21 protein-coding genes and 1 pseudogene are annotated in these 20,781 nt (G+C 67.2%); 12 read left to right on the top strand and 10 right to left on the bottom strand.

The window, feature by feature from the left end:
• Positions 1-56: 56 nt before the first annotated feature.
• Positions 57-278, bottom strand: coding sequence for a twin transmembrane helix small protein (locus tag IB225_RS15590; protein ID WP_162335975.1), 222 nt, complete (start codon positions 276-278; stop codon positions 57-59).
• 86 nt (positions 279-364) lie between these two features.
• Between IB225_RS15590 and IB225_RS15585 the strand changes: the two genes are divergently transcribed.
• Genes IB225_RS15585 through cyoE form a run of 4 tightly spaced genes read left to right on the top strand, consistent with a single transcriptional unit; the run spans position 365 to position 3,805 of the window.
• On the top strand, positions 365-1,099 hold the full coding sequence (locus tag IB225_RS15585; protein WP_192312193.1) for an SURF1 family protein: 735 nt from the start codon (positions 365-367) through the stop codon (positions 1,097-1,099).
• 27 nt (positions 1,100-1,126) lie between these two features.
• Entirely contained in the window at positions 1,127-1,699 is a 573-nt protein-coding gene (locus tag IB225_RS15580; RefSeq protein WP_192312191.1) for a hypothetical protein, read from the top strand.
• A 22-nt stretch (positions 1,700-1,721) separates the two neighbouring features.
• Positions 1,722-2,867: a COX15/CtaA family protein gene (locus IB225_RS15575; protein ID WP_192312189.1), complete on the top strand. Its 1,146-nt coding sequence runs from the start codon at positions 1,722-1,724 to the stop codon at positions 2,865-2,867.
• Positions 2,867-3,805 carry a heme o synthase gene (gene cyoE / locus IB225_RS15570; RefSeq protein WP_192312187.1) on the top strand — a complete coding sequence of 313 codons (939 nt, stop codon included), beginning with the start codon at positions 2,867-2,869 and terminating at the stop codon, positions 3,803-3,805. Before IB225_RS15575 ends, cyoE begins: the two co-directional genes overlap by 1 nt.
• A gap of 126 nt (positions 3,806-3,931) precedes the next feature.
• Here the strand turns inward: cyoE and IB225_RS15565 are convergent, their stop codons facing one another.
• Positions 3,932-4,426, bottom strand: coding sequence for a sulfur transferase domain-containing protein (locus tag IB225_RS15565; protein ID WP_192312186.1), 495 nt, complete (start codon positions 4,424-4,426; stop codon positions 3,932-3,934).
• A 10-nt stretch (positions 4,427-4,436) separates the two neighbouring features.
• Positions 4,437-6,176 carry a DNA primase gene (dnaG, locus tag IB225_RS15560; protein ID WP_192312184.1) on the bottom strand — a complete coding sequence of 580 codons (1,740 nt, stop codon included), beginning with the start codon at positions 6,174-6,176 and terminating at the stop codon, positions 4,437-4,439.
• 54 nt (positions 6,177-6,230) lie between these two features.
• Here dnaG and dld point away from each other — a divergent pair, with 54 nt between their 5' ends.
• Entirely contained in the window at positions 6,231-7,946 is a 1,716-nt protein-coding gene (gene dld, locus IB225_RS15555) for a D-lactate dehydrogenase (RefSeq protein ID WP_192312182.1), read from the top strand.
• Positions 7,947-7,977: 31 nt separating this feature from the next.
• Here dld and IB225_RS15550 read toward each other — a convergent pair.
• From IB225_RS15550 to rpsU, 4 genes and pseudogenes are all read right to left on the bottom strand, one after another.
• Positions 7,978-8,784 (bottom strand): annotated as a pseudogene (locus tag IB225_RS15550) (YihY/virulence factor BrkB family protein); the annotation flags it as partial.
• A 103-nt stretch (positions 8,785-8,887) separates the two neighbouring features.
• Entirely contained in the window at positions 8,888-9,382 is a 495-nt protein-coding gene (locus tag IB225_RS15545) for a GNAT family N-acetyltransferase (protein WP_192312178.1), read from the bottom strand.
• Between the two features lie 61 nt (positions 9,383-9,443).
• Positions 9,444-9,890, bottom strand: a complete 447-nt coding sequence (locus tag IB225_RS15540; protein WP_192274276.1) for a GatB/YqeY domain-containing protein — start codon at positions 9,888-9,890, stop codon at positions 9,444-9,446.
• A gap of 109 nt (positions 9,891-9,999) precedes the next feature.
• Positions 10,000-10,215: a 30S ribosomal protein S21 gene (rpsU, locus tag IB225_RS15535; protein WP_002808376.1), complete on the bottom strand. Its 216-nt coding sequence runs from the start codon at positions 10,213-10,215 to the stop codon at positions 10,000-10,002.
• 135 nt (positions 10,216-10,350) lie between these two features.
• Between rpsU and tsaD the strand changes: the two genes are divergently transcribed.
• The 3 genes from tsaD to folK are packed head-to-tail and all read left to right on the top strand — an operon-like array spanning position 10,351 to position 12,302.
• On the top strand, positions 10,351-11,391 hold the full coding sequence (gene tsaD, locus IB225_RS15530; protein WP_192312176.1) for a tRNA (adenosine(37)-N6)-threonylcarbamoyltransferase complex transferase subunit TsaD: 1,041 nt from the start codon (positions 10,351-10,353) through the stop codon (positions 11,389-11,391).
• 56 nt (positions 11,392-11,447) lie between these two features.
• Positions 11,448-11,807, top strand: coding sequence for a dihydroneopterin aldolase (gene folB, locus IB225_RS15525; protein WP_192312174.1), 360 nt, complete (start codon positions 11,448-11,450; stop codon positions 11,805-11,807).
• Positions 11,808-11,810: 3 nt separating this feature from the next.
• Complete coding sequence (folK, locus tag IB225_RS15520; RefSeq protein WP_192312172.1) at positions 11,811-12,302, top strand: 2-amino-4-hydroxy-6-hydroxymethyldihydropteridine diphosphokinase; 492 nt, start codon at positions 11,811-11,813, stop codon at positions 12,300-12,302.
• A 6-nt stretch (positions 12,303-12,308) separates the two neighbouring features.
• On the opposite strand, the gene IB225_RS15515 is transcribed toward folK, so the two are convergent.
• A complete protein-coding gene (locus IB225_RS15515) occupies positions 12,309-13,049 on the bottom strand; it encodes a pteridine reductase (RefSeq protein ID WP_192312170.1) in 741 nt (246 codons plus the stop codon).
• 181 nt (positions 13,050-13,230) lie between these two features.
• On the opposite strand from IB225_RS15515, the gene IB225_RS15510 reads away from it, so the two are divergent.
• Positions 13,231-14,688 carry a circularly permuted type 2 ATP-grasp protein gene (locus IB225_RS15510; RefSeq protein WP_192312169.1) on the top strand — a complete coding sequence of 486 codons (1,458 nt, stop codon included), beginning with the start codon at positions 13,231-13,233 and terminating at the stop codon, positions 14,686-14,688.
• Positions 14,688-15,629 carry an alpha-E domain-containing protein gene (locus IB225_RS15505; protein ID WP_192312168.1) on the top strand — a complete coding sequence of 314 codons (942 nt, stop codon included), beginning with the start codon at positions 14,688-14,690 and terminating at the stop codon, positions 15,627-15,629. Before IB225_RS15510 ends, IB225_RS15505 begins: the two co-directional genes overlap by 1 nt.
• A gap of 129 nt (positions 15,630-15,758) precedes the next feature.
• Here the strand turns inward: IB225_RS15505 and IB225_RS15500 are convergent, their stop codons facing one another.
• Positions 15,759-16,589 carry a 20S proteasome subunit A/B gene (locus IB225_RS15500; RefSeq protein ID WP_192312167.1) on the bottom strand — a complete coding sequence of 277 codons (831 nt, stop codon included), beginning with the start codon at positions 16,587-16,589 and terminating at the stop codon, positions 15,759-15,761.
• Between the two features lie 119 nt (positions 16,590-16,708).
• Between IB225_RS15500 and IB225_RS15495 the strand changes: the two genes are divergently transcribed.
• Positions 16,709-17,893 carry an SAM-dependent methyltransferase gene (locus tag IB225_RS15495; protein ID WP_192312166.1) on the top strand — a complete coding sequence of 395 codons (1,185 nt, stop codon included), beginning with the start codon at positions 16,709-16,711 and terminating at the stop codon, positions 17,891-17,893.
• On the top strand, positions 17,881-18,303 hold the full coding sequence (locus IB225_RS15490; protein ID WP_192312872.1) for a VanZ family protein: 423 nt from the start codon (positions 17,881-17,883) through the stop codon (positions 18,301-18,303). Before IB225_RS15495 ends, IB225_RS15490 begins: the two co-directional genes overlap by 13 nt.
• Positions 18,304-18,353: 50 nt before the next feature.
• Here the strand turns inward: IB225_RS15490 and IB225_RS15485 are convergent, their stop codons facing one another.
• The gene (locus IB225_RS15485; RefSeq protein WP_192312165.1) at positions 18,354-20,690 is read right to left on the bottom strand and encodes a family 20 glycosylhydrolase; all 2,337 of its coding nucleotides are present in this window, start codon (positions 20,688-20,690) and stop codon (positions 18,354-18,356) included.
• Positions 20,691-20,781 lie beyond the last annotated feature (91 nt).

Here is a 20,781-nt window from a genome sequence, read left to right as displayed (position 1 = left end):
TTTCTTTTGCCCGGTTGGCGCGGTGCGCCGCGCGCGGGACAATGCGCGGAAGCAACTCAGCCGGGATTGATGCCGTGCGGCTGGATCCAGCCCATCTTGATGGCCAGTACGACCAGCAGGATCAGGCCCACGGATAGCGCGATGCGGCGGGTCAACGCGTTGACCGTGCGCTTGCTCTCGCCCTTGTCCACCAGCATGTAGTACAGGCCTGCGCCCAGGTTCCACACGATGAGGATGAGGAAGGCGATGATCAGCAGGGTTTTCAGCGAATCGTTCATGGCGTCCTCGATGGGACTTCGGCAGTGAGGCGCGCATTATCGCGCCATCCGCAGGGGTGGGCGGGTGCGACATTCGGACGCAGCCCATGAGCCGGCGCATGCCGCTGCCTGTCGGCTGGACCCTGGCCGTGCTGGCGATGTCGCTGTTCGGCAGCCTCGGCGCCTGGCAATGGGGCCGGGCCGAACAGAAGGAAGCCATGCTGGCGGAAACAACGCGCGTACTGGCCGAGCGCCAGCCGCAGCCGCTGGCATCGGCTGCGGACAAGGCGCGGTCGCAGGCCTACGACTGGGCAGCGGGCGAGGGCGAGTTCCTGCCTGCACCGGCCCTCCTGCTCGACAACCAGACGCGTGATCGCCAGCCCGGCGTGCGCGTCTATCGCGTGTTCCAGCCCGCCAGCGCGGGGGCGCCGCTGCTGGTGGAGCTGGGCTGGCTGCCGGTACCGGGCAACCGCGTGATGCCGGCCGTAGCGCCGCTGCCGGGCCCGCATCGCGTGGCGGGCCTGCTGGTACCGCCGCCCTCGGAGGGCATCGCCCACGCGCCGCCCAGCGCACAACCGGATGGCAGCCTGCTGGTGATCGCGCTGCAACGGCAGGACATCGCACAGGCGTTGGGCCTGTCTACGCTGGCGCCGCGAGTACTGAAACTCGATCCGGACCTGCCGATCGGCTACGCACGCGACCTGGACATCCTGCCGAACACGCTGCCACCGGAGCGGCATGTGGGCTACGCGGTGCAGTGGTTCGGCCTCGCCGGCGCGGTGCTGGTGACGGCGCTGGTGCTGACCTGGCGCAGCCGGCGCGCCGCCCGAAAGGGGCAATGATCGTCCGGGCGTGAGAAAATGGCGCCCATGGACCCAAAACCATTCGATCCCGCCCAGCGGCGTCGCGGGCGGTGGATGCTCGTCGGCCTGTTCGCCCTGTTCTTCGGCACCGTGTTCGGTGCCGGCATCCTGCGTTTTTCCGGCTGGCAGCCGGCCGGGCACAAGAACCACGGCCTGATGCTGCAGCCGCCGGCCGATGCGCGCGACCTCGCGCCGTCGCTGGTTGATGGCGACCGCTACGACTGGAAGCCGGCGGAGCGCCGCTGGCGCATCGTCGCCGCGCCGTCGCCGGGCTGCACGCAGGCCTGCACGAAGCTGGCGACGGATCTGGATACGGTGTGGCAGCTGTTCGGCCACAACGCCGACGAGGTCGACATCCTCTGGATCGGCGACTACCCGGCTAATGCGCCGCGCCACTCGGCGCTGCGCCTGGTGCGCGCTGATGATCCGTTGCGCGCGAGGCTGCCGCAGGTAGACGATGCCGCCGGCACGCCGGTGTACGTGATCGATCCCCACGGCTTCGTCATCCTGCGCTACGCCCCGGGTTTCGATCCGGGCCACCTGCGCACCGATGTGTCCAAGCTGATCAAGCTCATCTGAGCCACCGCCAGAATTACAGATGATGAATGCTGTTGCGCGCCCCGTGATCTACCGTCATTTCCACCGCATCGCCTGGCTGGCGGTCGCGCTGACGCTGTGTGTCGTCGTGTTCGGCGCATTCGTGCGCCTGTCCGACGCCGGCCTCAGCTGCCCCGACTGGCCGACCTGCTACGGCCGCGCTGCGTGGCCGAAGGCGGTGGACGAAGCCGCTTCGCACGTCGCCAGCGAGATCCGTCCGTTCGAAACCCACAAGGCGTGGCGCGAGCAGGTGCACCGCCACCTCGCCGCGTCGCTCGGCGTGCTGGTGCTGGTACTGGCATTGCTGGCCGCGCGCCGCCGCCGCTGGGGCATCGCGCAGATCCTGGTCGCCGCCGGACTCGTTGGTGCGGCGATCCCGCTGTACATGCACGGCGAACATGTCGAAGCCTCGGTCCTCGCGATCATCGGTGAGGCGATCCTGCTGTTCGCGGCCTTGCGCTGGTCGAACATCGACCTGGCGCGCGCGGGCGCGCTGACATTGGCGGTGATCATCTGCCAGGCCTTGCTCGGCATGTGGACGGTGACGTGGCTGCTGAAGCCGATCGTCGTGATGGGTCATCTGCTCGGCGGACTGACCACGTTCTCGCTGCTCGTGTGGATGGCGTGGCGCGCCACCGACCGACCGATCACGCTGGCGGACGCCACCGTGCTGCGTCGCTGGCTGATTGGCGGCCTGGCATTGCTCGGCATCCAGATCGCCCTGGGCGGCTGGGTCAGTGCGAACTACGCGGCGCTCGCCTGTGGCATGGATTTCCCGAAATGCGTGGGCCAGTGGGCACCGCCGGCTGACTTCAGCGAAGCCTTCGTGCTGTGGCGCGGGATCGGTGTCGACTACGAGGGCGGCGTGCTCGACGGTGCCGCGCGCATCGCGATCCAGCTGAGCCATCGCATCATGGCGATCGTGGTCGCGCTGTACGTCCTGGCGCTGGCATGGCGACTGTTCCGCACCCCGGGCATGCGCAGCTGGTCGCTGACACTGGTCGTGCTGATTGCTGCGCAGGTCACGCTGGGTATCCTCAACGTCAAGCTCAACCTGCCGCTGCCGGTCGCAGTCGCGCATAACGCCGGTGCGGTGCTGTTGCTGTTCACGATGGTCTCGCTGACCGCGCGCCTGCGTAGGCCCGACTGATGGCATCGACCTTCCGCCAGTATTGGGACCTCACGAAGCCGCGCGTGGTGGCGCTGATCGTGTTCACCGCCATCGTCGGCATGTTCCTCGCCATCGACGGCCTGCCCGATGGTGCGGAACTCCTGCGCGGCGCGCTGGGCTTCCTCGGCATCTGGCTGGCCGCGTCCAGCGCCGCCGCGATCAACCAGCTGCTGGACGCCCGCATCGACGCGAAGATGGCGCGCACCTCGTGGCGTCCGCTGGTGCAGGGCCAGGTGAAACCGTGGCAGGCGCTGGCGTTCGCACTGGTGCTGGCCGCGCTGTCGATGGCCATCCTGGTGCTGTGGGTCAACACGATCACGGCGATCCTGACATTCGCTTCGCTGATCGGTTACGCAGTGATCTATACGGTGTTCCTGAAGCGCGCCACGCCGCAGAACATCGTCATCGGCGGCATCGCCGGCGCCGCGCCGCCACTGCTCGGCTGGGCGACGATGACCGGCATGCAGGGCGAGTGGGACTGGCCGCATGCGTTGCTGCTGGTCCTCATCATCTTCGTATGGACGCCGCCACATTTCTGGGCGCTGGCGATCTTCCGCCGCGAGGATTACGCACGCGCGCTGGTGCCGATGCTGCCGGTGACGCACGGCGTGACCTACACCCGCTGGCAGATCCTGTTCTACACCGTGCTGCTGGTCGAAGTGACGGTGCTGCCGGTGGTGTTCGGCATGAGCGGCTTCTTCTACCTGGGCGGCGCGCTGGTGCTGGGCGCGGTGTTCCTCTGGTACGCGTGGCGCCTGCTGGATCCGCCGGACGAGTTTTTCTCGATGCGCGTGTTCAACTACTCCATCGTCTACCTGATGGCGCTGTTCGCGTTCCTGCTGGTCGACCACTGGGTGATGCCGCTGCTGCGGCCGGCGGCTTCGGCTGCCGGCATCGAATTCGTGCCGGCGGGGTAACCAGCGGCCGCCGATCTGTGCCCCGTGGGAGCGACGTGAGTCGCGATGCCGAAGACGGGGTATCGATGGTGGCGGAGGCTTCCAACGAAGAGCGTTCGCGACTGACGTCTCTCCCACAAGAGGCTGTCAGTCGTTCTGTTCCGGCGCTGCCAGCCGCTCCACCACCACCGGCTCCAGCGACTTCAGCCCTGCCTTCCGGCCCAGTTCGAGCGCTTCTTCCTTCGAAGCGCCGGACGCCATCGCATCCAACGCCAGCAACGCACCCACGCGGTTGCCGGATGCGCAGTGCAGCAGCACGTCGCCGTCCTGCGCTCTCAGCACGTCGCCCAATGCCTTCGCCTTGGCCGCCGTGATGTCGTCCTTCCCCGTGATCGGCAGCGCGATGTAGGCAAGTCCGAGGGCGCGCGCTTCGGCCGCCTCGTCGTAACCGCGGTCTTCCTGCGGACCACGCAGATCGATCACGGTGCGCACCCCCTCCGATTTCAGACGCGCAAGATCCTCCACCGAAGGCTGGCCGCCGGTGTGCAGGCCGGGCTGCGGTTGCGTGAAGTCGGTGGCGTGCGCGGTGAGCGACAGGCCGCCCGCCAACAGAAGGAACAGCGGTAGCGCGAAACGGGTCATCACGGACTCCTCAGTGGCGGCCGATGCGGGCCTGCAGCAGGGTGCGCAGTTCGTACTTGTCGGTTTCGTCCAGGCCCACGTTGCGCTGCTTGGCCTGCAGTTCGTCCAGTCGCTGCTGCAGCATCTGCTTCTCCAGCTGCACGGCGGCGTCGAGAAGCTCCTGCCGCCAACTGTCCTCGTCGCCCGGCAGTTCCTGCATCGCCAGCTTCTGCAGTGCCGCGGCCTCGTCGCGTTCGGCGAAGTGCTCCAGCAGTACGCCGGTGGTGATGTCAGGGCGCGCATGCACCAGTTCGATCATTTCCAGCAACAACTCCATGCCGGCCAACCGCAGCGCGGAGAAGCCGTGCGTCGACTCGATCGCCAGTGCCAGCGCCGGCTTGTGCAGCAGGCGCACGATGATGCTGCGCACCAGGCTGGGCTTGTTGTGCCCGCCCTGCGAAGGCGCGGCGCGGCGCGTGGGTGCCGCCGCTGCCGCAGGCGTAGCGTTCGCGTTGCCGGCACCAACGCCGGTGATCTCGGTCAGGCGCTGGCGCATCAGATCGCCGAACGCGCCATCGGGAATCTGCGCGAGCAACGGACGCGCGCGCTCGGCCAGCCGCGCCTTGCCGTCGAGCGTGGACAGCTTGATGTCCTTGGCCAGTTCGTCGAAGAAAAACTGCGAGAGTGGCATCGCCTGCTGCAGACGGGCATCGAAGCCCGCCGCGCCTTCCTGTCGCACGATCGTGTCCGGGTCCTCGCCGTCGGGCAGGAACAGGAAGAACGCCTGCCGTCCGTCCTTCATGCGCGGCAGCACCGATTCCAGCGCACGCCACGCGGCGCGCTGGCCGGCCGCGTCGCCGTCGAAGCAGAAGTACACATCGGGTGCGTTGCGGAACAGCAGTTCGGCATGTTCCGGCGTGGTCGCGGTGCCCAGCGTGGCGACGGCTTCCTTCACGCCGAACTGGAACAGCGAGACCACGTCCATGTAGCCCTCGACCACCACGAGCCGCGCGATCTTCTGGTTGGCCTGCTTCACCTGCCACAGGCCGTACAGCTCGCGCCCCTTGTGGAACAGCGCGGTCTCGGGCGAGTTGAGGTACTTCGGGCCGTCGTCCTTCTGCAGCACACGGCCACCGAACGCGATCACGCGACCGCGACGGTCGTGGATCGGGAACATCACCCGGTCGCGGAACTTGTCGTAGACATGGCCGCGGTCGTTCTTCGAGAACAGGCCGGCGCGGTCCAGCAATTTCATCCGGCGCTCGTCCGTGCCCAGCGCATCCTTCAGTGCGGAATAGCCGTCCGGCGCATAGCCGATCATGAACTGCGTGCGGATCGCCGCATCCACGCCACGGCCGTCGAGATACGTCTTGCCCTTCTCGCTGCCGTCGAGATTGCGCTGGAAGAAGCGCGCGGCCGCTTCCAGCGCATTGAACAGGTCGCGGGTGTCGTTGTTCTCGTTGCGCTGCTGCGTCTCGCGCGGCACTTCCATGCCGTTGCGGCGCGCCAGTTCCTCCACCGCATCGAGGAACTCGAGGCGGTCGTAGTTCATCAGGAACGACAGCGCGGTGCCGTGTGCGCCGCAGCCGAAGCAGTGATAGAACTGCTTGGTCGGCGACACCGTGAACGACGGCGAGCGCTCGTCGTGGAACGGGCAGCAGGCCGAATACTCCTTGCCCTGCCGCTTCAGCGGCACGCGCCCGCCCACCACCTCGACGATATCCGTCCGGGCGAGCAGTTCGTCGATGAAGGCGTCGGGGATGCGGGCCATGGGTCGCATAGGATGCCACGACGAGCCATGGCGCCGCCGCGCTACCATGGGTTCATGCCCGTTGAAGTCCTTTCTGACGATGTCCTGCTGGCGCGACTGCGCGAGACCATCGGCCATCGCCATGTCCTGACCGGCGACCGCGCCACACGGCGCTATCGCAAGGGCTACCGCTTCGGCGACGGCCCGGTGCTGGCGGTGGCACGCCCAGGAACCCTGCTGGAGCTGTGGCGGGTGCTGCAGGCGGTCGTGGCGGCCGATCGCATCGTGCTTCTGCAGGCGGCCAACACGGGCCTGACCGGTGGTTCGACGCCGGATGGCGACGGGTACGACCGCGGCGTCGTCCTGATCAGCACGTTGCGCCTTGGCGGCGTGCAGCTGCTGGATGAGGGGCGTCAGGTGGTCTGCCTGCCGGGGGCGACGCTGGATGTGCTGGAGAAGCGACTGGCGCCACTGGGGCGCGAACCGCACTCGGTCATTGGTTCTTCGTGCATCGGCGCATCGGTGCTTGGCGGCGTCTGTAACAACTCCGGCGGGGCGCTGGTGCGGCGTGGACCGGCCTATACCGAGCTGGCGCTGTATGCGCAGCTGGGCGAAGACGGCACGCTGCGGCTGGTCAACCATCTGGGCATCACGCTGGGCGACACGCCGGAGGAGATTCTTTCGCGGCTGCAATCGGGCGATTACACGACGGATGCCGTCGTCCACGATCCCTCACGCGCAGCGTCCGATCCACGCTATGCCGCGCATGTCCGGCAGGTCGACGCCCCCACGCCCGCCCGCTACAACGCCGATCCGTCGCGCCTGCACGAAGCCTCGGGATGCGCAGGCCGGCTCGCCGTGTTCGCCGTGAGACTGGATACCTTCGAGAAGGAGGCGGCGTCGGTCTTCTACATCGGCAGCAACGATCCGGACGACCTCACCGAGGTGCGTCGCCATCTGTTGACCGCGTTCGAGCGCCTGCCGATTGCCGGCGAATACCTGCACCGCGATGCGTTCGACATCGGCGACCGGTACGGAAAGGACACCTTCCTGCTGATCGATCGCTTCGGCACCGACAAGGTCCCCGGTGCATTCGCGTTGAAGAGTCGCATGGATGGCTGGTGCGAGCGGCTCGGCCTGCGCGGACTGACTGACCGTGTGCTGCAGTCGCTGACCGCGCTGCTGCCCGACCACCTGCCGCCGCGGCTGCGCGCATACCGCGACCGTTATGAGCACCATCTGCTGCTGAAGGTCTCAACGCGCGATGCCGACGCCACGCGGGCTTTTCTGCATGACTTCTTCGGCGATCGCGATGGTGCCTTCTTCGCCTGCGATGCCGACGAAGGCCGCAAAGCCTTCCTGCTGCGCTTCGCCGTCGCGGGCGCGGCGGTGCGCTACCGCGCGGTGCATGCGACGCAGGTGGAGGACATCGTCGCATTGGACGTCGCCCTGCGGCGCAACGATCGCGACTGGGTCGAGCATCTGCCGGCCGACGTGGCGACCACGATGATCGCGCGCCTCTACTACGGCCACTTCTTCTGCCATGTCTTCCACCAGGACTACATCGTGAAGAAGGGCGTCGATCCGCTGGTGGTGGAGCATCGTTTGTGGGCGCTGCTCGATGCGCGCGGTGCCGAGTACCCAGCCGAGCACAATGTCGGCCATCTCTATCGCGCCAAGCCGGCGCTGGCCACGTTCTACCGCGGGCTGGACCCCACCAATAGTTTCAATCCCGGGATTGGCCAGACATCGAAATGCCGTCACTGGTCGGAAGAGGATCCTCCGGCGTAGGCAACATCCTTGCCTGCCGCCGCGCGTGCTGGCGCTCGTCGATGACCGCCGTCAGCAGTGCACCGACGAAGAACACCACGCTGGCGTAATAGATCCAGACCAGCAGCAGCACTAGCGCGCCCATCGAACCATAGGCGCTGCCTGGCGCGGCCTCCGCCAGGTACAGGCCGATCAGATAGCGGCCACCGGCGAACAGCAGCGCCGTGATGACGCCGCCGAGGAACGCCTGTCGCCACGCCACGCGCCGGTCGGGCAGATAGTGGTAGAAGAAGGCGAACGCGAGCGCGTACAGCAGCAGGGTAGTGGTGTAGCCGAGCGCAGGGAGCAGCGATGGCAGCCGCGCGAACACCACCTGCAGGGCAGTCGTGGCGATCATCGAGACGACCAGCAGGAAGCCGATCGCCAACACCACACCAAGCGAGAACACGCGCTTCTTCAGCCAGGCCATCAGCCCGTTGAGCCGTTGCGCATCGGTGCGGAAGATCAGGTTGAGCGCACCCTGCAACTGCGCGAATACGACCGTGGCGCCGATGAACAACAGGGCGGTGCTCCACCATCCCGCCAGTGAGCCGACATCGGGGCGATCGCTGGCGTTGCGGATCACGGTGTCGGCGACTGCGGCGGCGCTGGGACCGGCGAGCTGCTGGATCTGGTCGAGCAGCGATTGCTGTGCCGGCGGATACAGCGAGGCGGTCAGCCACAGCAGCAGCACCAGCAGCGGCGCGAGTGACAGCAGGGCATAGAACGACAGCGACGCGGCCTGTGTCATCAGGTCGGTTTCGATGAAGCGCCGCACCAGTGCAGCGGGCAGGCTGCGGTTGGCGCGATCGCTCGCCATGCGCGCCCGCGTGCGCAATCGATGGAGATGGGCTCGACGGTCCATGCGTCGAGGGTGCCGAGTTCCGTGTCAGCAGTTCGTTACGGCGACGTGGTCGTGGTGTTCACGCATCGCTGCGAGCGAGCGCTTGCAGCGCGTCACCACTGACACGCTGCACGGTCCATTCATCCAGGCCGATAGCGCCCAGGCTGCGGTAGAGGCGGATCGCGGGTTCGTTCCAGTCCAGCACCGACCATTCGAAGCGGCCATAGCCGCGCGAAACGGCCAATTGCGCGAGGTGCACCATCAACCGTTTGCCGAGGCCTAGTCCGCGGTAGTCGGGCAGCACGAACAAGTCCTCGAGATACAGGCCCGGCTTGCCGAGGAAGGTCGAGAAAGAGCGGAAGAACAAGGCGAAGCCCGCAGGCACGCCATCGGCCTCGGCGATGACGACTTCCGCTGACGGGTGCTCACCGAACAGGTGCGTCTCGAGCTGCGCGGGCGTGGCGACGGCCTCGTGGGCGAGCTTCTCGTACTCGGCCAGGCCGCGGATGAAATCGAGGATCTGCGGAATATCGGCGCGGGTGGCCGCACGCAGGGTGATCGCGGGGGTATCCATGGCGCGAGGATGCCACGGATGGGGCATGGCGCCGGAGAGGATCCGGCGCCATGCGGCGGGCTCAGCCCGCGAGTTTCTTCTTGATCAGAGCCGATACCTGGCCCATGTCGGCCTGGCCGGCGAGACGCGGCTTCAGCACGCCCATCAGCTTGCCCATGTCAGCCGGGCCGGTGGCGCCGGTCTCGGCGACAGCGGCGTCGATGGCAGCCAGGATCTCGGCCTCTCCCAGCTTGGCGGGCAGGTAGGTGTCGATCACGGCGAGCTCGGCGCGCTCGATGGCGGCCAGGTCCTCGCGGTTGGCGGCTTCGAACTGGCTCACCGAGTCCTTGCGCTGCTTGACCATCTTCTCCAGCACGGCCAGCACGGCGGCGTCGTCCAGCTCGATGCGCTCGTCGACTTCGCGCTGCTTGATGGCGGCGTTGATCAAGCGGATGACCGCCAGGCGATCCTTCTCGCCGGCCTTCATCGCGGCCTTCATGTCATCGGTGAGCTGCTGTTTCAGGGACATGGTGGACTCCGGGGGGACAGGGGTGGGCGGGGCGGGGGACCGCCGGACGCCAAAAACACAAAAAGCCGGCGACGCTCGCGCGTGCCGGCTTCTCGCGAAGCGACGCGGCTCAGTACAGGCGCTGGCGCTTGGTGACGTCGCGCGAGCTGCGACGCAGCTGACGCTTCACCGCAGCAGCGGCCTTGCGCTTGCGCTCCTGGGTCGGCTTCTCGTAGAACTCGCGCTTGCGGGTTTCGGCCAGGACGCCGGCCTTTTCGCAGGTGCGCTTGAAGCGACGCAGCGCAAACTCAAACGGCTCGTTTTCGCGGACTTTGACGCTGGGCATACGTAATCTCGGTGGTGTAAACGATCCGGGCGTACCCGGTGAGCCGCGTATTATAGCGGCTGAACCCGGCGCTGCAACCCACCCCGGGCCGCCGGCCTGCTTGCCCTCCCCTTTCCGAGCCCCCAGATCCCCCTCATGAGAGTCCTCGGCATCGAAACCAGCTGCGACGAAACCGGTGTGGCCGTCTACGACACCGGCCTGTCCGGGGCCGCCGGGCTGCGCGCCCACGCGGTCTACAGCCAGATCGCCCTGCATGCCGAGTACGGCGGCGTGGTGCCCGAGCTGGCCAGTCGCGACCATGTCCGCAAGCTGCTGCCGCTGGTCCGCCAGACCCTGGCCGAGGCCGGGCTGACCACCGCCGATATCGACGGGGTGGCCTACACGGCCGGACCCGGGCTCGTCGGCGCGCTGCTGGTCGGGGCGGGGGTGGCCCGGTCGCTGGCCTGGGCGCTGGAGGTGCCCGCGGTCGGAGTCCATCACATGGAAGGCCATCTGCTGGCTCCGCTGATGGAGGATGACCCGCCGGAAGCGCCGTTCGTGGCCCTGCTGGTCTCCGGCGGCCACACCCAGCTGGTGGCCGTGGACGCCATCGGCCGGTACCGCCTGCTGGGCGAGACGCTGGATGATGCCGCCGGCGAGGCATTCGACAAGACCGCCAAGATGATGGGCCTGCCGTATCCCGGCGGACCGCAGCTGGCGGCGCTGGCCGAGCAGGGCACGCCCGGCCGGTTCAGGTTTGCCCGGCCGATGACCGACCGGCCCGGGCTGGATTTCAGCTTCAGCGGCCTGAAGACCCAGGTATTGCTGGCCTGGCGCGACAGCGACCAGACCGAACAGACCCGGGCCGATATCGCACGCGGCTTCGAGGATGCGGTGGTCGACACGCTGGCGATCAAGTGCGAGCGCGCGCTCGACGAAGCCGGCAGCGACGTCATCGTCATCGCCGGTGGCGTGGGCGCCAACAAGCGGCTGCGCGCCAAGCTGCAGGAGATGGCGGCCAAGCGTGGCGGCCGCGCCTGCTTCCCGCGGCCGTCGCTGTGCACCGACAACGGCGCGATGATCGCCTTTGCCGGCGCGTTGCGGCTCGAAGCGGGCCAGCACGAGGCCGCGGAAGTGAAGGTCACGCCACGCTGGGACATGGCCACGCTGCCGCAGGTGAGCGCGAACGCCGGATGACAGGCCTGTCGCGGTTTGCCGTTACCATGCGCGCACTCCGTCATCTGTAGCCCGTCATGGACATCGTTTTCATCGAAGACCTGCGCATCGAGACTGTCATCGGCATCTACGACTGGGAGCGCGGAATCCGCCAGACCGTCGCGCTGGACGTGGAGATGGCGTTCGACAACCGCGTGCCGGCAGCGAGCGACGACATCGCGCACACGCTGGACTACAAGGCGGTCTCGAAGCGGCTGATTTCCTTTGTCGAAGAAGCGAACTTCGGCCTGGTCGAAACACTGGCCGAGCAGTGCGCGGCGATCATTCGCGAAGACTTTGGCGTGGCCTGGGTACGGTTGAAGCTGAGCAAGCCCGGTGCGGTGACCGGTGCGCGCAATGTCGGTGTGCTGATCGAACGCGGCGTGCGCCCGGACTGATCCATGGGACTGGCCTATCTCAGCCTGGGCAGCAACGTCGACCCCGAACGGCACCTGCGTGCGGCCGTCGCGGCGCTGCGCGAACGCTTCGGTGACGTGCTGCTGTCGCCCGTATACCGCACGCGGTCGGTCGGATTCGATGGCACCGATTTCCTCAACTCGGCGGCCGTGATCGACAGCGACCTGGATCCGCTCGCGCTGAACGACTGGCTGCACGCGCTGGAAGACGCGCATGGCCGCGATCGCAGCGGCCCACGTTTTTCCGACCGGACGCTCGACATCGACATCGTTTTCTACGATGACCTGGTGATGCAGGGGCCGGGCAACCTGCGCCTGCCGCGTGACGAACTGAAGCACGCCTTCGTGCTGCTGCCGCTGGCCGATATCGCGCCCGGCAAGGTCGATCCCCGCAGCGGAGCGTCGCTGGACGCGCTGTGGCGGATGCATCCCGACCGCGATGCGCCGCCCGTCGCGGTGGCGATCGATTTCGGCTGAGCCGCTTCAGCCGATTCCGCGTCCGCCGTCCACGCGGATCACCTGGCCGGTGACGTAGCCGGCTGCATCGCCCAGCAGCCAGGCCACGGTGCCGGCGATGTCGTCGGGATCGCCGACGCGCCCCAGCGGCGTCTGCGCCAGCAGACCTGCCTGCACATCCGGATCGATACCACCCTCGGGCCACAGGATGGCGCCGGGGGAAATGGCGTTCACCCGGACCTCCGGCGCCAGCGAGACCGCCAGGCCACGCGAGACCGCCAGCAAGGCCGCCTTCGACGCGGCATACACGGCCAGGTCGGCACGCGGCTTGTCGGCATAGATGTCGGCGATGTTGACGATGGCGCCTTGCACGGCGCGCAGATGCGATGCCGCGGCCTGCGCCAGGAAGAACGGTGCGCGTGCGTTGACCGCAAACAGCTCGTCCCATTGCGACGGCGTGGCCATGCCCATCGGGGTGGGATAGAAGGCGGATGCATTGTTGACCAGTCCATCCAGGCGGCCGTAATGGCCGACGGTCTTCGCCACCAGTTCGGGCAGCCGGTCGAACGCGGCCAGGTCCGCCTGCAGCACCAGGGTGCTGCCGCTGCGCACGTCTTCCAGTCTGCCCACCAGCGCCTGCATGTCAGTCATCGAGCCTCGGCAGTGCAGGGCGAGGTCGAAGCCTTCGGCATGCAGGCGTTGCGCAATGGCAGCACCCACGCGGCGGGCGGCACCGGTGATCAGGACAACACGACGCGCGGTGGACATGGGCGACTCCGGAGCGGGGCGATCATTCTCTCTGCTTTGCACCGAAATGGCGCAAGGCCGCATCGAGATTGTGAGTCGAGCAGGTTCGCCGACGACTGCTTGACGGCATGCACATTGCCACGGCATGTTGCGACGCATCAGCCCTCGCCGGATGTGCCGGCCGGGGACAGCAGGAAGGCGAATGGACTGGGCGAAGTACCGCACCACGACCTTTGACGAACTGATCCAGGCCGACGGACGGCCGCGACCGGCTGCACGCCGGTTGGTGGAGTACCTGGCCGGACTGTCCGGCCGCGAACTCGCCGAGCGACAGCTTGCCGCCGATGTCGTGGCGCGTGTGCAGGGCATCACCTTCACCGTGTACTCCGACGGCCGCAACGTCGACCGCACGCTGCCATTCGACCTGATCCCGCGGATCATCCCACTCAGCGAATGGCAGCGCACCGAAGCCGGCCTGAAGCAACGCATGCGTGCGCTGAACCTGTTCATCGGCGACATCTACGGCAGGCAGCAGATCGTCAAGGACAAGGTGTTCCCGGCGATGCTGCTGAAGGACTCGGTGAACTTCCGCGAGCAGTGTGTCGGCATCACGCCGCCGCTGGGTGTGTGGGCGCATATCTGCGGGTCCGACCTGGTGCGCGACGGCGACGGCACGCTGTATGCGCTGGAAGACAACCTGCGCATTCCCAGCGGTGTCAGCTACATGCTTGAAAACCGCATGGTGGCCAAGCGCGTGTTCCCGGAGCTGTTCGAGACCAGCTCGATCCTGCCGGTGGACGAATATCCCAGCCAGCTCTACGACACGCTCGCTGCACTGTCACCGCGTCCCGGCGACACGCCGGTGATCGCGTTGCTGACCCCGGGCGTGTTCAACAGCGCCTACTTCGAACACGCGTACCTCGCCCAGGCGATGGGTATCGAGCTGGTCGAAGGCAGCGACCTGTTCGTCGCCGACGACGATTGCACCTACATGCGCACCGTGTATGGGCCGCGCCGCGTCGACGTGGTGTACCGCCGTGTCGACGATCTGTTCATCGACCCTGAAGTGTTCCACCCCGATTCGGTGTTGGGCGTGCCCGGCCTGATCCGCAGCTGGCGCGCCGGCAAGGTCGCACTGGCCAATGCGCCCGGCGCCGGCGTCGCGGACGACAAGGTCGTGTTCGCCTATGTACCCAAGATGATCAAGTACTACCTGGGCGAGGATCCCATCCTGCCCAACGTGCCCAGCTACCTCTGCCACAACGCGAAGGAGCGCAAGTACGTGCTGGAGAACATCGAGAAGCTGGTGGTGAAGCCGGCCAACGAATCCGGTGGCTACGGCATGCTGATCGGTCCACGCTCGACCAAGCGCCAGCGCGAGAAGTTCAAGGCGCTGATCGAAGCCAATCCGCGCAACTACATGGCGCAGCCCACGCTGGCGCTGTCCACCGCGCCCATCGTCACCAAGCAGGGGCCTTCGCCGCGCCATATCGACCTGCGACCGTTCGTACTGTCGCGCCAGGACACCTATGTGACCACCGGCGGCCTGACACGCGTGGCGATGGTAAAGGGGTCGCTGGTGGTGAATTCCTCGCAGGGCGGTGGCGCCAAGGACACCTGGGTGGTCGATCTCTCCGACGACGAAGGGGAGGCTGCCTGATGCTGTCGCGCGTCGCCGACAACCTGTACTGGTTCAGCCGCTACGTGCGGCGTGCCGAGAACACTGCGCGCCTGGTCGGCGTGGGCAGCCAGCTGCAGCTCGACATGCCGCGTTCGGTGCGCTTCGCCTGGCGGCCGATGATCGACACGGTCGGTGCGGGCGAATGCTTCGAACTGTGTTACCCGGAAACGGCCGATGCGGCGGGCGATGCGGACGTGATCCGCTTCCTGCTGCTGGATGAGCGAAATCCGTCGTCGCTGCGCACCTCGGTGGACTCGGCGCGCGAAATCCTGCGCAGCATCCGCGATACGTTGCCGCAGGATGTGTGGGAAGCGATCAACGATCTGCACCTCTACATCGGTGCGCAAGGCGAGCGCAGCCTCAGCCGGCGTTACCGGCTGGAATTCCTGCAGCGCATCGTCGACGGGTGCCTGAAGGTATCGGGTCTGCTCAGCGCGAACGTCAGTCGCGACATCGGCTACCAGTTCCTGCGGCTCGGCACCGGGCTTGAACAGGCCGACATGACCACGCGCATCATGGATGCCGGCGCGTCAGGCCTGGTCACGCCGCGCAACGAGGACGATCGCGAGGCCTTCCAGAACATGCAGTGGATGAGCGTGCTGCGCTCGCTGGCCGGCTACCAGATGTTCCGTCGGCACGTACGCCAGCGCGTCACCGCGGAACTGGCCCTGCGCTTCCTGCTGCAGAACAACGAATTCCCGCGCAGCGTGCAGTTCTGCCTGACGCGCGTGCAGAGCGTGCTGCCGACCATGCCGGCCCGACCGGGCGTCGATCGCCACCTCAACCGCCTGATCGGCCTGACCCGCAACGCCGATCCTGCGGTCCTTGCGACGCGCAATCCCGCGGAGTTCATGGACCAGATCCAGGTGCACCTGGGCGCGCTGCACGACGCTATCGCGGAAGGGTACTTCCACGGCTAACGCCAGCGTGGCGGGATGTGGGCGCTGTCTGTGGGAGCGACGTCAGTCGCGACGAGTCGATATCGTCCCGATCTTCAGAAGATCGCGGCAGACCATCGCGACTGACGTCGCTCCCACACCAGCCTCTTCTTACTGCTGCCCCTGCGCGTCGCCCGGATCCTGCCGCGACGGCGCACGCCGCGGCGGCATCACCGGCAGCGGACCGGGTGTCTGCTCGGGTGCGCGCTGCGGCTCCCAGGGGAAGCGCGGCAGGCTGTGCACCGCGGCTTCCAGCTTGCGCGACCAGGTGTCGTGAATCTCGGCGTACAGCGGCGTATCCGCTTCCAGCCGCATCTTCTGGCTGATCTTCAGGTCGCCATTGCGCAGCAGCGCCATGTCCACCGGCATGCCGACGGACAGGTTGGAGCGGATGGTGGAATCCAGCGACACCAGCGCACAACGCGCCGCGTCTTCCAGCGGCGTTTCGGGACGGATGATGCGGTCCAGGATGGGCTTGCCGTATTTGGACTCGCCGATTTGCAGGTAGGGCGTCTCGGGCGAGGTGGCGATGCAGTTGCCGAGCGGGTAGACCATGTACAGGCCGGGACGTTCGCCGGCGATCTGGCCGCCGAGGATCAGCGTGGACTGCACGTTGACGCCACTCTGCTGCGCCTCGTCCTTCATCTTGACCTGGCTGGCGACCAGCGTGTCGCCCACGTACTCGGCCACTTCGTACAGGTGCGAGAACGTGCGCAGGCTGTGCTTCGCGTTGGGATCGTCGACATCGCGCTGCAGCCGGGAAATCGTCAGCTGCGTGGTGGCCAGGTTGCCGGCCGACATGATGACGAACACGCGGTCGCCGGGCCATTCGAACACGTGCATCTTGCGGTACACGCGCACGTCGTCGAAGGAGGCGCTGGTGCGGGTATCCGCGGCGAAGACCAGGCCTTCGTTGACTTCGATGCCGACGCAATAGGTCATGGCGTGTCCGTTGCTGCTGTGCATCACGATTCTATGCGTGCCCCTCCGGGTTGGCTAGGGCCGCGGTCGCAGTGTTAGGCGGCCCGTACAATGGCCGGGTTTCCCGCTCCAGGTGCACCATGCAGGCCGACCTCCCCCTTCCCGATGACGCGGCGCGCGAGCACAGCGAACGCCTCGCAGCCTTCATCCGCAACGAGATCGCCGCCGAGGGCGGCAGCCTGCCGTTCTCGCGGTTCATGGAGCGCAGCCTGTATGCGCCGGGGCTGGGCTACTACAGCGCCGGCAGCACCAAGTTCGGCGAAGCCGGCGATTTCACCACGGCGCCCGAGATGGGGCCGCTGTTCGCCAGCTGTGTCGCGCAGGCGGTGGCACCGGTGTTGCAGCAACTCGGGCCGGAAGCGGAGTTCGTCGAGATCGGCGGCGGCAGCGGCGCCTTCGCCGAGATCATGCTCAAGCGCCTGCTCGAACTGGACGCGTTGCCCGCGCGCTACGCCATCCTCGAGCCCAGCGCGGACCTGCGCGAACGCCAGCGCGAGCGACTGGGGCAGCGCCTGATCCCGCCGGTCTTCGATCTGGTCGAGTGGCTGGACGGACCGCCGGCGGACGCATGGAACGGCGTGCTGTTCGCCAACGAAGTGATCGATGCGCTGCCGACGCCGCGCTTCACGTTGCGCGATGGCGAAGTCTTCGAGGAAGGCGTCGCACTGGATGGCGAGGGACGTTTCGTGCGCACCGATCGCCCGGCGGATGCCTTGCTGGCCGCCGCAGTCCGCCATGTCGAACGCTATGTCGGGCAGCCTTTCCCCGACGGCTATCGCTCGGAGTTGTTGCCGCAGCTGCCCTACTGGATCCAGGCGGTGATGGGTGGCCTGGACCGGGGGGCGATGCTGTTCGCCGATTACGGTTACACGCGGCGCGAGTACTACCAGGCCGACCGCGATGACGGCACGCTGCGCGCGTACTACCGCCACCGGGTGCACAACGATGCCTATCTGTGGCCGGGTCTGCAGGACATCACCGCATCGGTGGACTTCACTGCTCTGGCCGAAGCCGGCACGCAGGCGGGCTTCGACCTGGCCGGCTACACCACGCAGGCGAACTTCCTGCTGGGCAATGGTCTGCAGGAACGCCTGGCGGAAGCCGAGGCCCGGGCCGACGAAACCACGCTGCTGCGCCTGCGCAACGAAGCCAAGCGGTTGACGCTGCCCAGCGAAATGGGTGAGCGCTTCCAGGTGATGGGCTTCTCCAGCGATGTCGAGTTCGGTACGGCGTTCCTGTTCAACGATCTGAGCTGGCGCCTGTGAGTGGCTTCTTCGCGTTGAAGCCGTTCCATCGTCCGCGGTTGTGGTTGGGTCTGTGGGTGTTCGCCGTCATGGCGGTGGTCGTGCTGTCGCTGGTCAACCTGAGCGGGCTGCCGCCGGTGCCGGAAGGCGGTGACAAGGTGGAGCATTTCCTCGCCTATGCGCTGCTGTCCGCGTCGGCGGTGCAGTTGTTCGCCAGGCGCCGCGCCAGTCTGCTCATCGCGCTGTTGCTGGTCGTGCTGGGCATTGGCTTGGAGTTCGCACAGGGCACGCTGACCACGACGCGCATGGCCGATCCGCGTGATGCGCTGGCCAATACGCTGGGTGTGCTGGCCGGAACGGCCACGATGTTGACGCCGATGCGCCGAATGCTGGCGACCATCGACGCGCGTCTACGTCCCGCACGCGCCTGAAAAAGAAAGGCCGGGACATGCCCGGCCTCTCTTCCCTGTCGGCGCGTGTTTCAGCGCGGCTGCAGCGTGATGCGATCCAGCACCCACATCTGCGGGCGCGTGTCGCCGGTGAAGCGTACGCACAGGTCCTGCTTGCCGGTGGTGCCCGCCGGCAGCGCAGCCTCGAGATCGAGGAAGCCGTCGGCGTTCGGCGCGGCAGGCAGCGGCACCGTCGCCAGCGTGTGGCCCTTGCAGCCGCCGCCCAGGATTTCCAGTTCGCCCAGCGGCGACTTCGCCGGTTCGAAGTTGCGGTTGGGCTCGTCGTGGGCCAGCTGGAAGTAGTACGGGATACGGCCCGCCCGCACCTTGATCGTCGCGATGCCATCCAGGTCGGCCTGGTTCCACTGCCAGCACGGATAGAAGATCGTCGCGTTGAAGATCGCGCGCTCGCCTTCCAGCGGGCCATCGTCTTCCAGGCGCAGCAGCAAACGGCCGGCATCCGGGCACACGCCCATCGCTTCGTCGGTGCGGGTCAGCAGCGATGCCGGCGTGATCTCGAACGTGGAGGCCGGTGCCAGCGCGCGTCCGTCGGCGAACGCGGCGGCGCGCACGGTGGTCGGCGGTTTCACGTCCAGCGGTGCAGCGTAAGTCGGCGACGCTTGGGTCGGTTCGCTGCCGTCCGTGGTGTAGTGCACCGGATAGTCCAGCGGATTGGTCAGCGTGACCTTGGCCGTGCCCGCCTTGCGGTCATCTTCGGTGGCGACAAGGACTTCGAACGGCGTCTTCGCGTAACCCAGTCCGATCGCGTCGTAACGCTTCAGCTGCGTGGGCAGGCGCGCGGTGAAGCTGGCGAAGTCCTTCTTCGCCGCCGGCGACCAGCCGGTCTCCGCCACCGCTGCAAGACGCGGGAAGGCGTTGTGCTGCAGGCGTGCGAAGGTGCGCGTGTGTTCCGTCCACAGATTGGCCTGGATGCCAAGGATGTGGTGGCGCTGGCTTTCTTCCAGTTCCGCCGGCACCGGTTCGAAACCGTAGACATCCTGCAGCGTGATCAACGCCGGACGGCCCGGCGGTTCGTTCGGCGACGCGGTCTGCAGATAGTCGAGGTAGGTCTTGTTGGACGGCGACATCACCACGTCATGGCCCTGGCGCGCGGCCTGCAGGCCCCCCTCGATCCCACGCCACGACATCACCGTCGCTTCCGGCGGCAGCTTGGCTTCGAGGATCTCGTCCCAGCCGATCAGGCGCTTGCCGTGTGTGGACAGGTACTTCTCGAGGCGCTCGACCAGGTAACCCTGCAGGTCCATCTCGGTCTTCGCGCCGACCTGGCGCATGCGCGCCTGCTCGCGCGCGGACGCTTCCCACTGGTCCTTCACCGCTTCGTCGCCACCCACATGCACGTAGGTGCCGGGGAACAGCGTGACGACTTCGCCCAGCACGTCCTCCAGGAAGGTGATGGTGCCTTCTTCCACGTTGACCAGGTTCGGGAACACGCCCCATTCGTTCGACGGCACCAGCGGGGTGTCGATCGAACCCAGCTCCGGATAGGCGGAAATCGCAGCCGTCGCATGGCCCGGCACGTTGATCTCCGGTACCACGGTGATGTGGCGCTCGGCGGCGTACTTCACCACGTCGCGGATCTGGTCCTGCGTGTAGAAGCCGCAATAAGGACGCGGTTCGCCCGTCTTCGGATCCTTGCCGCCGTCGCCGGCCGGGATGCGGCAACCGCCGATCTCGGTGAGCTTCGGGTACTTCTTGATCTCGATGCGCCAGCCCTGGTCATCGGTGAGATGCCAGTGCAGCGTGTTGAGCTTGTGCAGTGCCATCGCGTCGATGATCTTCTTGACGTCGTCGACCTGCTGGAAATGGCGTGCCGGATCCAGCATGAAGCCGCGCCAGCCGAAGCGCGGTGCGTCCTGGATGTGCAGCGCCGGCAGCGTGGCGCCGCCCTTGTCGCCCTGCGTGACCAGCTGCCACAGCGTCACCGCGCCGTAGAACAGGCCACGCTCGTCCTGCGCTTTCACCGTGACGCCGTCGGGCGTGACGTCCAGCGTGTAGGCCTCCGGGTTCTGCTTGTCGGCAGCGGCGGCTTCCAGCACGAAACGGATCGCGCCCTTGTCTTCGTCCTGCGTGGTCGCCAGCGCGGGACCGCCTGCCGATTCCAGATAGGCCGCGAACTGCTGCGCGACGCGCGTGGCCGCTTCGCCGGTCGCCGACAGGCGCGTGTCCGGGGTAATGGCGAAGCTGCCTGCGCCCGTCGTCAGTTCGGCCGGCGCCGGAATCAGCGAGGGCGTGATCGGCGTGGTCGGTGCCGCGCCGGTGTCGTCGCCGGTCTTCTGCGAGCAGCCGGCCAGGACCATCAGGGTGAAGGCCAGTCCGGCCAGGGCGCGATGGGCGATGGGTCGTTTCATCGGAGTCCTCGGTAGCGAAGGGCACAGCATGCCCAAAAAAAAGCGGGCCCGGACAAGTCCAGGCCCGTGAGGGAACAGCTAAGCGTTACAT

This window comes from Pseudoxanthomonas sp. PXM02 (assembly GCF_014851805.1).
Lineage (GTDB): Bacteria > Pseudomonadota > Gammaproteobacteria > Xanthomonadales > Xanthomonadaceae > Pseudoxanthomonas_A.
Note: the sequence above shows the minus strand (reverse complement) of the source record. Positions and strands in the feature narration are given on the sequence as shown.

Bases quoted from the DNA above. Each gene is read 5' to 3' on its own strand.
- IB225_RS15590 (WP_162335975.1), bottom strand. From the start codon at position 278: ATGAACGATTCGCTGAAAACCCTGCTGATCATCGCCTTCCTCATCCTC.
- IB225_RS15585 (WP_192312193.1), top strand. From the start codon at position 365: ATGAGCCGGCGCATGCCGCTGCCTGTCGGCTGGACCCTGGCCGTGCTG.
- IB225_RS15580 (WP_192312191.1), top strand. From the start codon at position 1,127: ATGGACCCAAAACCATTCGATCCCGCCCAGCGGCGTCGCGGGCGGTGG.
- IB225_RS15575 (WP_192312189.1), top strand. From the start codon at position 1,722: ATGAATGCTGTTGCGCGCCCCGTGATCTACCGTCATTTCCACCGCATC.
- cyoE (WP_192312187.1), top strand. From the start codon at position 2,867: ATGGCATCGACCTTCCGCCAGTATTGGGACCTCACGAAGCCGCGCGTG.
- IB225_RS15565 (WP_192312186.1), bottom strand. From the start codon at position 4,426: ATGACCCGTTTCGCGCTACCGCTGTTCCTTCTGTTGGCGGGCGGCCTG.
- dnaG (WP_192312184.1), bottom strand. From the start codon at position 6,176: ATGGCCCGCATCCCCGACGCCTTCATCGACGAACTGCTCGCCCGGACG.
- dld (WP_192312182.1), top strand. From the start codon at position 6,231: ATGCCCGTTGAAGTCCTTTCTGACGATGTCCTGCTGGCGCGACTGCGC.
- IB225_RS15545 (WP_192312178.1), bottom strand. From the start codon at position 9,382: ATGGATACCCCCGCGATCACCCTGCGTGCGGCCACCCGCGCCGATATT.
- IB225_RS15540 (WP_192274276.1), bottom strand. From the start codon at position 9,890: ATGTCCCTGAAACAGCAGCTCACCGATGACATGAAGGCCGCGATGAAG.
- rpsU (WP_002808376.1), bottom strand. From the start codon at position 10,215: ATGCCCAGCGTCAAAGTCCGCGAAAACGAGCCGTTTGAGTTTGCGCTG.
- tsaD (WP_192312176.1), top strand. From the start codon at position 10,351: ATGAGAGTCCTCGGCATCGAAACCAGCTGCGACGAAACCGGTGTGGCC.
- folB (WP_192312174.1), top strand. From the start codon at position 11,448: ATGGACATCGTTTTCATCGAAGACCTGCGCATCGAGACTGTCATCGGC.
- folK (WP_192312172.1), top strand. From the start codon at position 11,811: ATGGGACTGGCCTATCTCAGCCTGGGCAGCAACGTCGACCCCGAACGG.
- IB225_RS15515 (WP_192312170.1), bottom strand. From the start codon at position 13,049: ATGTCCACCGCGCGTCGTGTTGTCCTGATCACCGGTGCCGCCCGCCGC.
- IB225_RS15510 (WP_192312169.1), top strand. From the start codon at position 13,231: ATGGACTGGGCGAAGTACCGCACCACGACCTTTGACGAACTGATCCAG.
- IB225_RS15505 (WP_192312168.1), top strand. From the start codon at position 14,688: ATGCTGTCGCGCGTCGCCGACAACCTGTACTGGTTCAGCCGCTACGTG.
- IB225_RS15500 (WP_192312167.1), bottom strand. From the start codon at position 16,589: ATGACCTATTGCGTCGGCATCGAAGTCAACGAAGGCCTGGTCTTCGCC.
- IB225_RS15495 (WP_192312166.1), top strand. From the start codon at position 16,709: ATGCAGGCCGACCTCCCCCTTCCCGATGACGCGGCGCGCGAGCACAGC.
- IB225_RS15485 (WP_192312165.1), bottom strand. From the start codon at position 20,690: ATGAAACGACCCATCGCCCATCGCGCCCTGGCCGGACTGGCCTTCACC.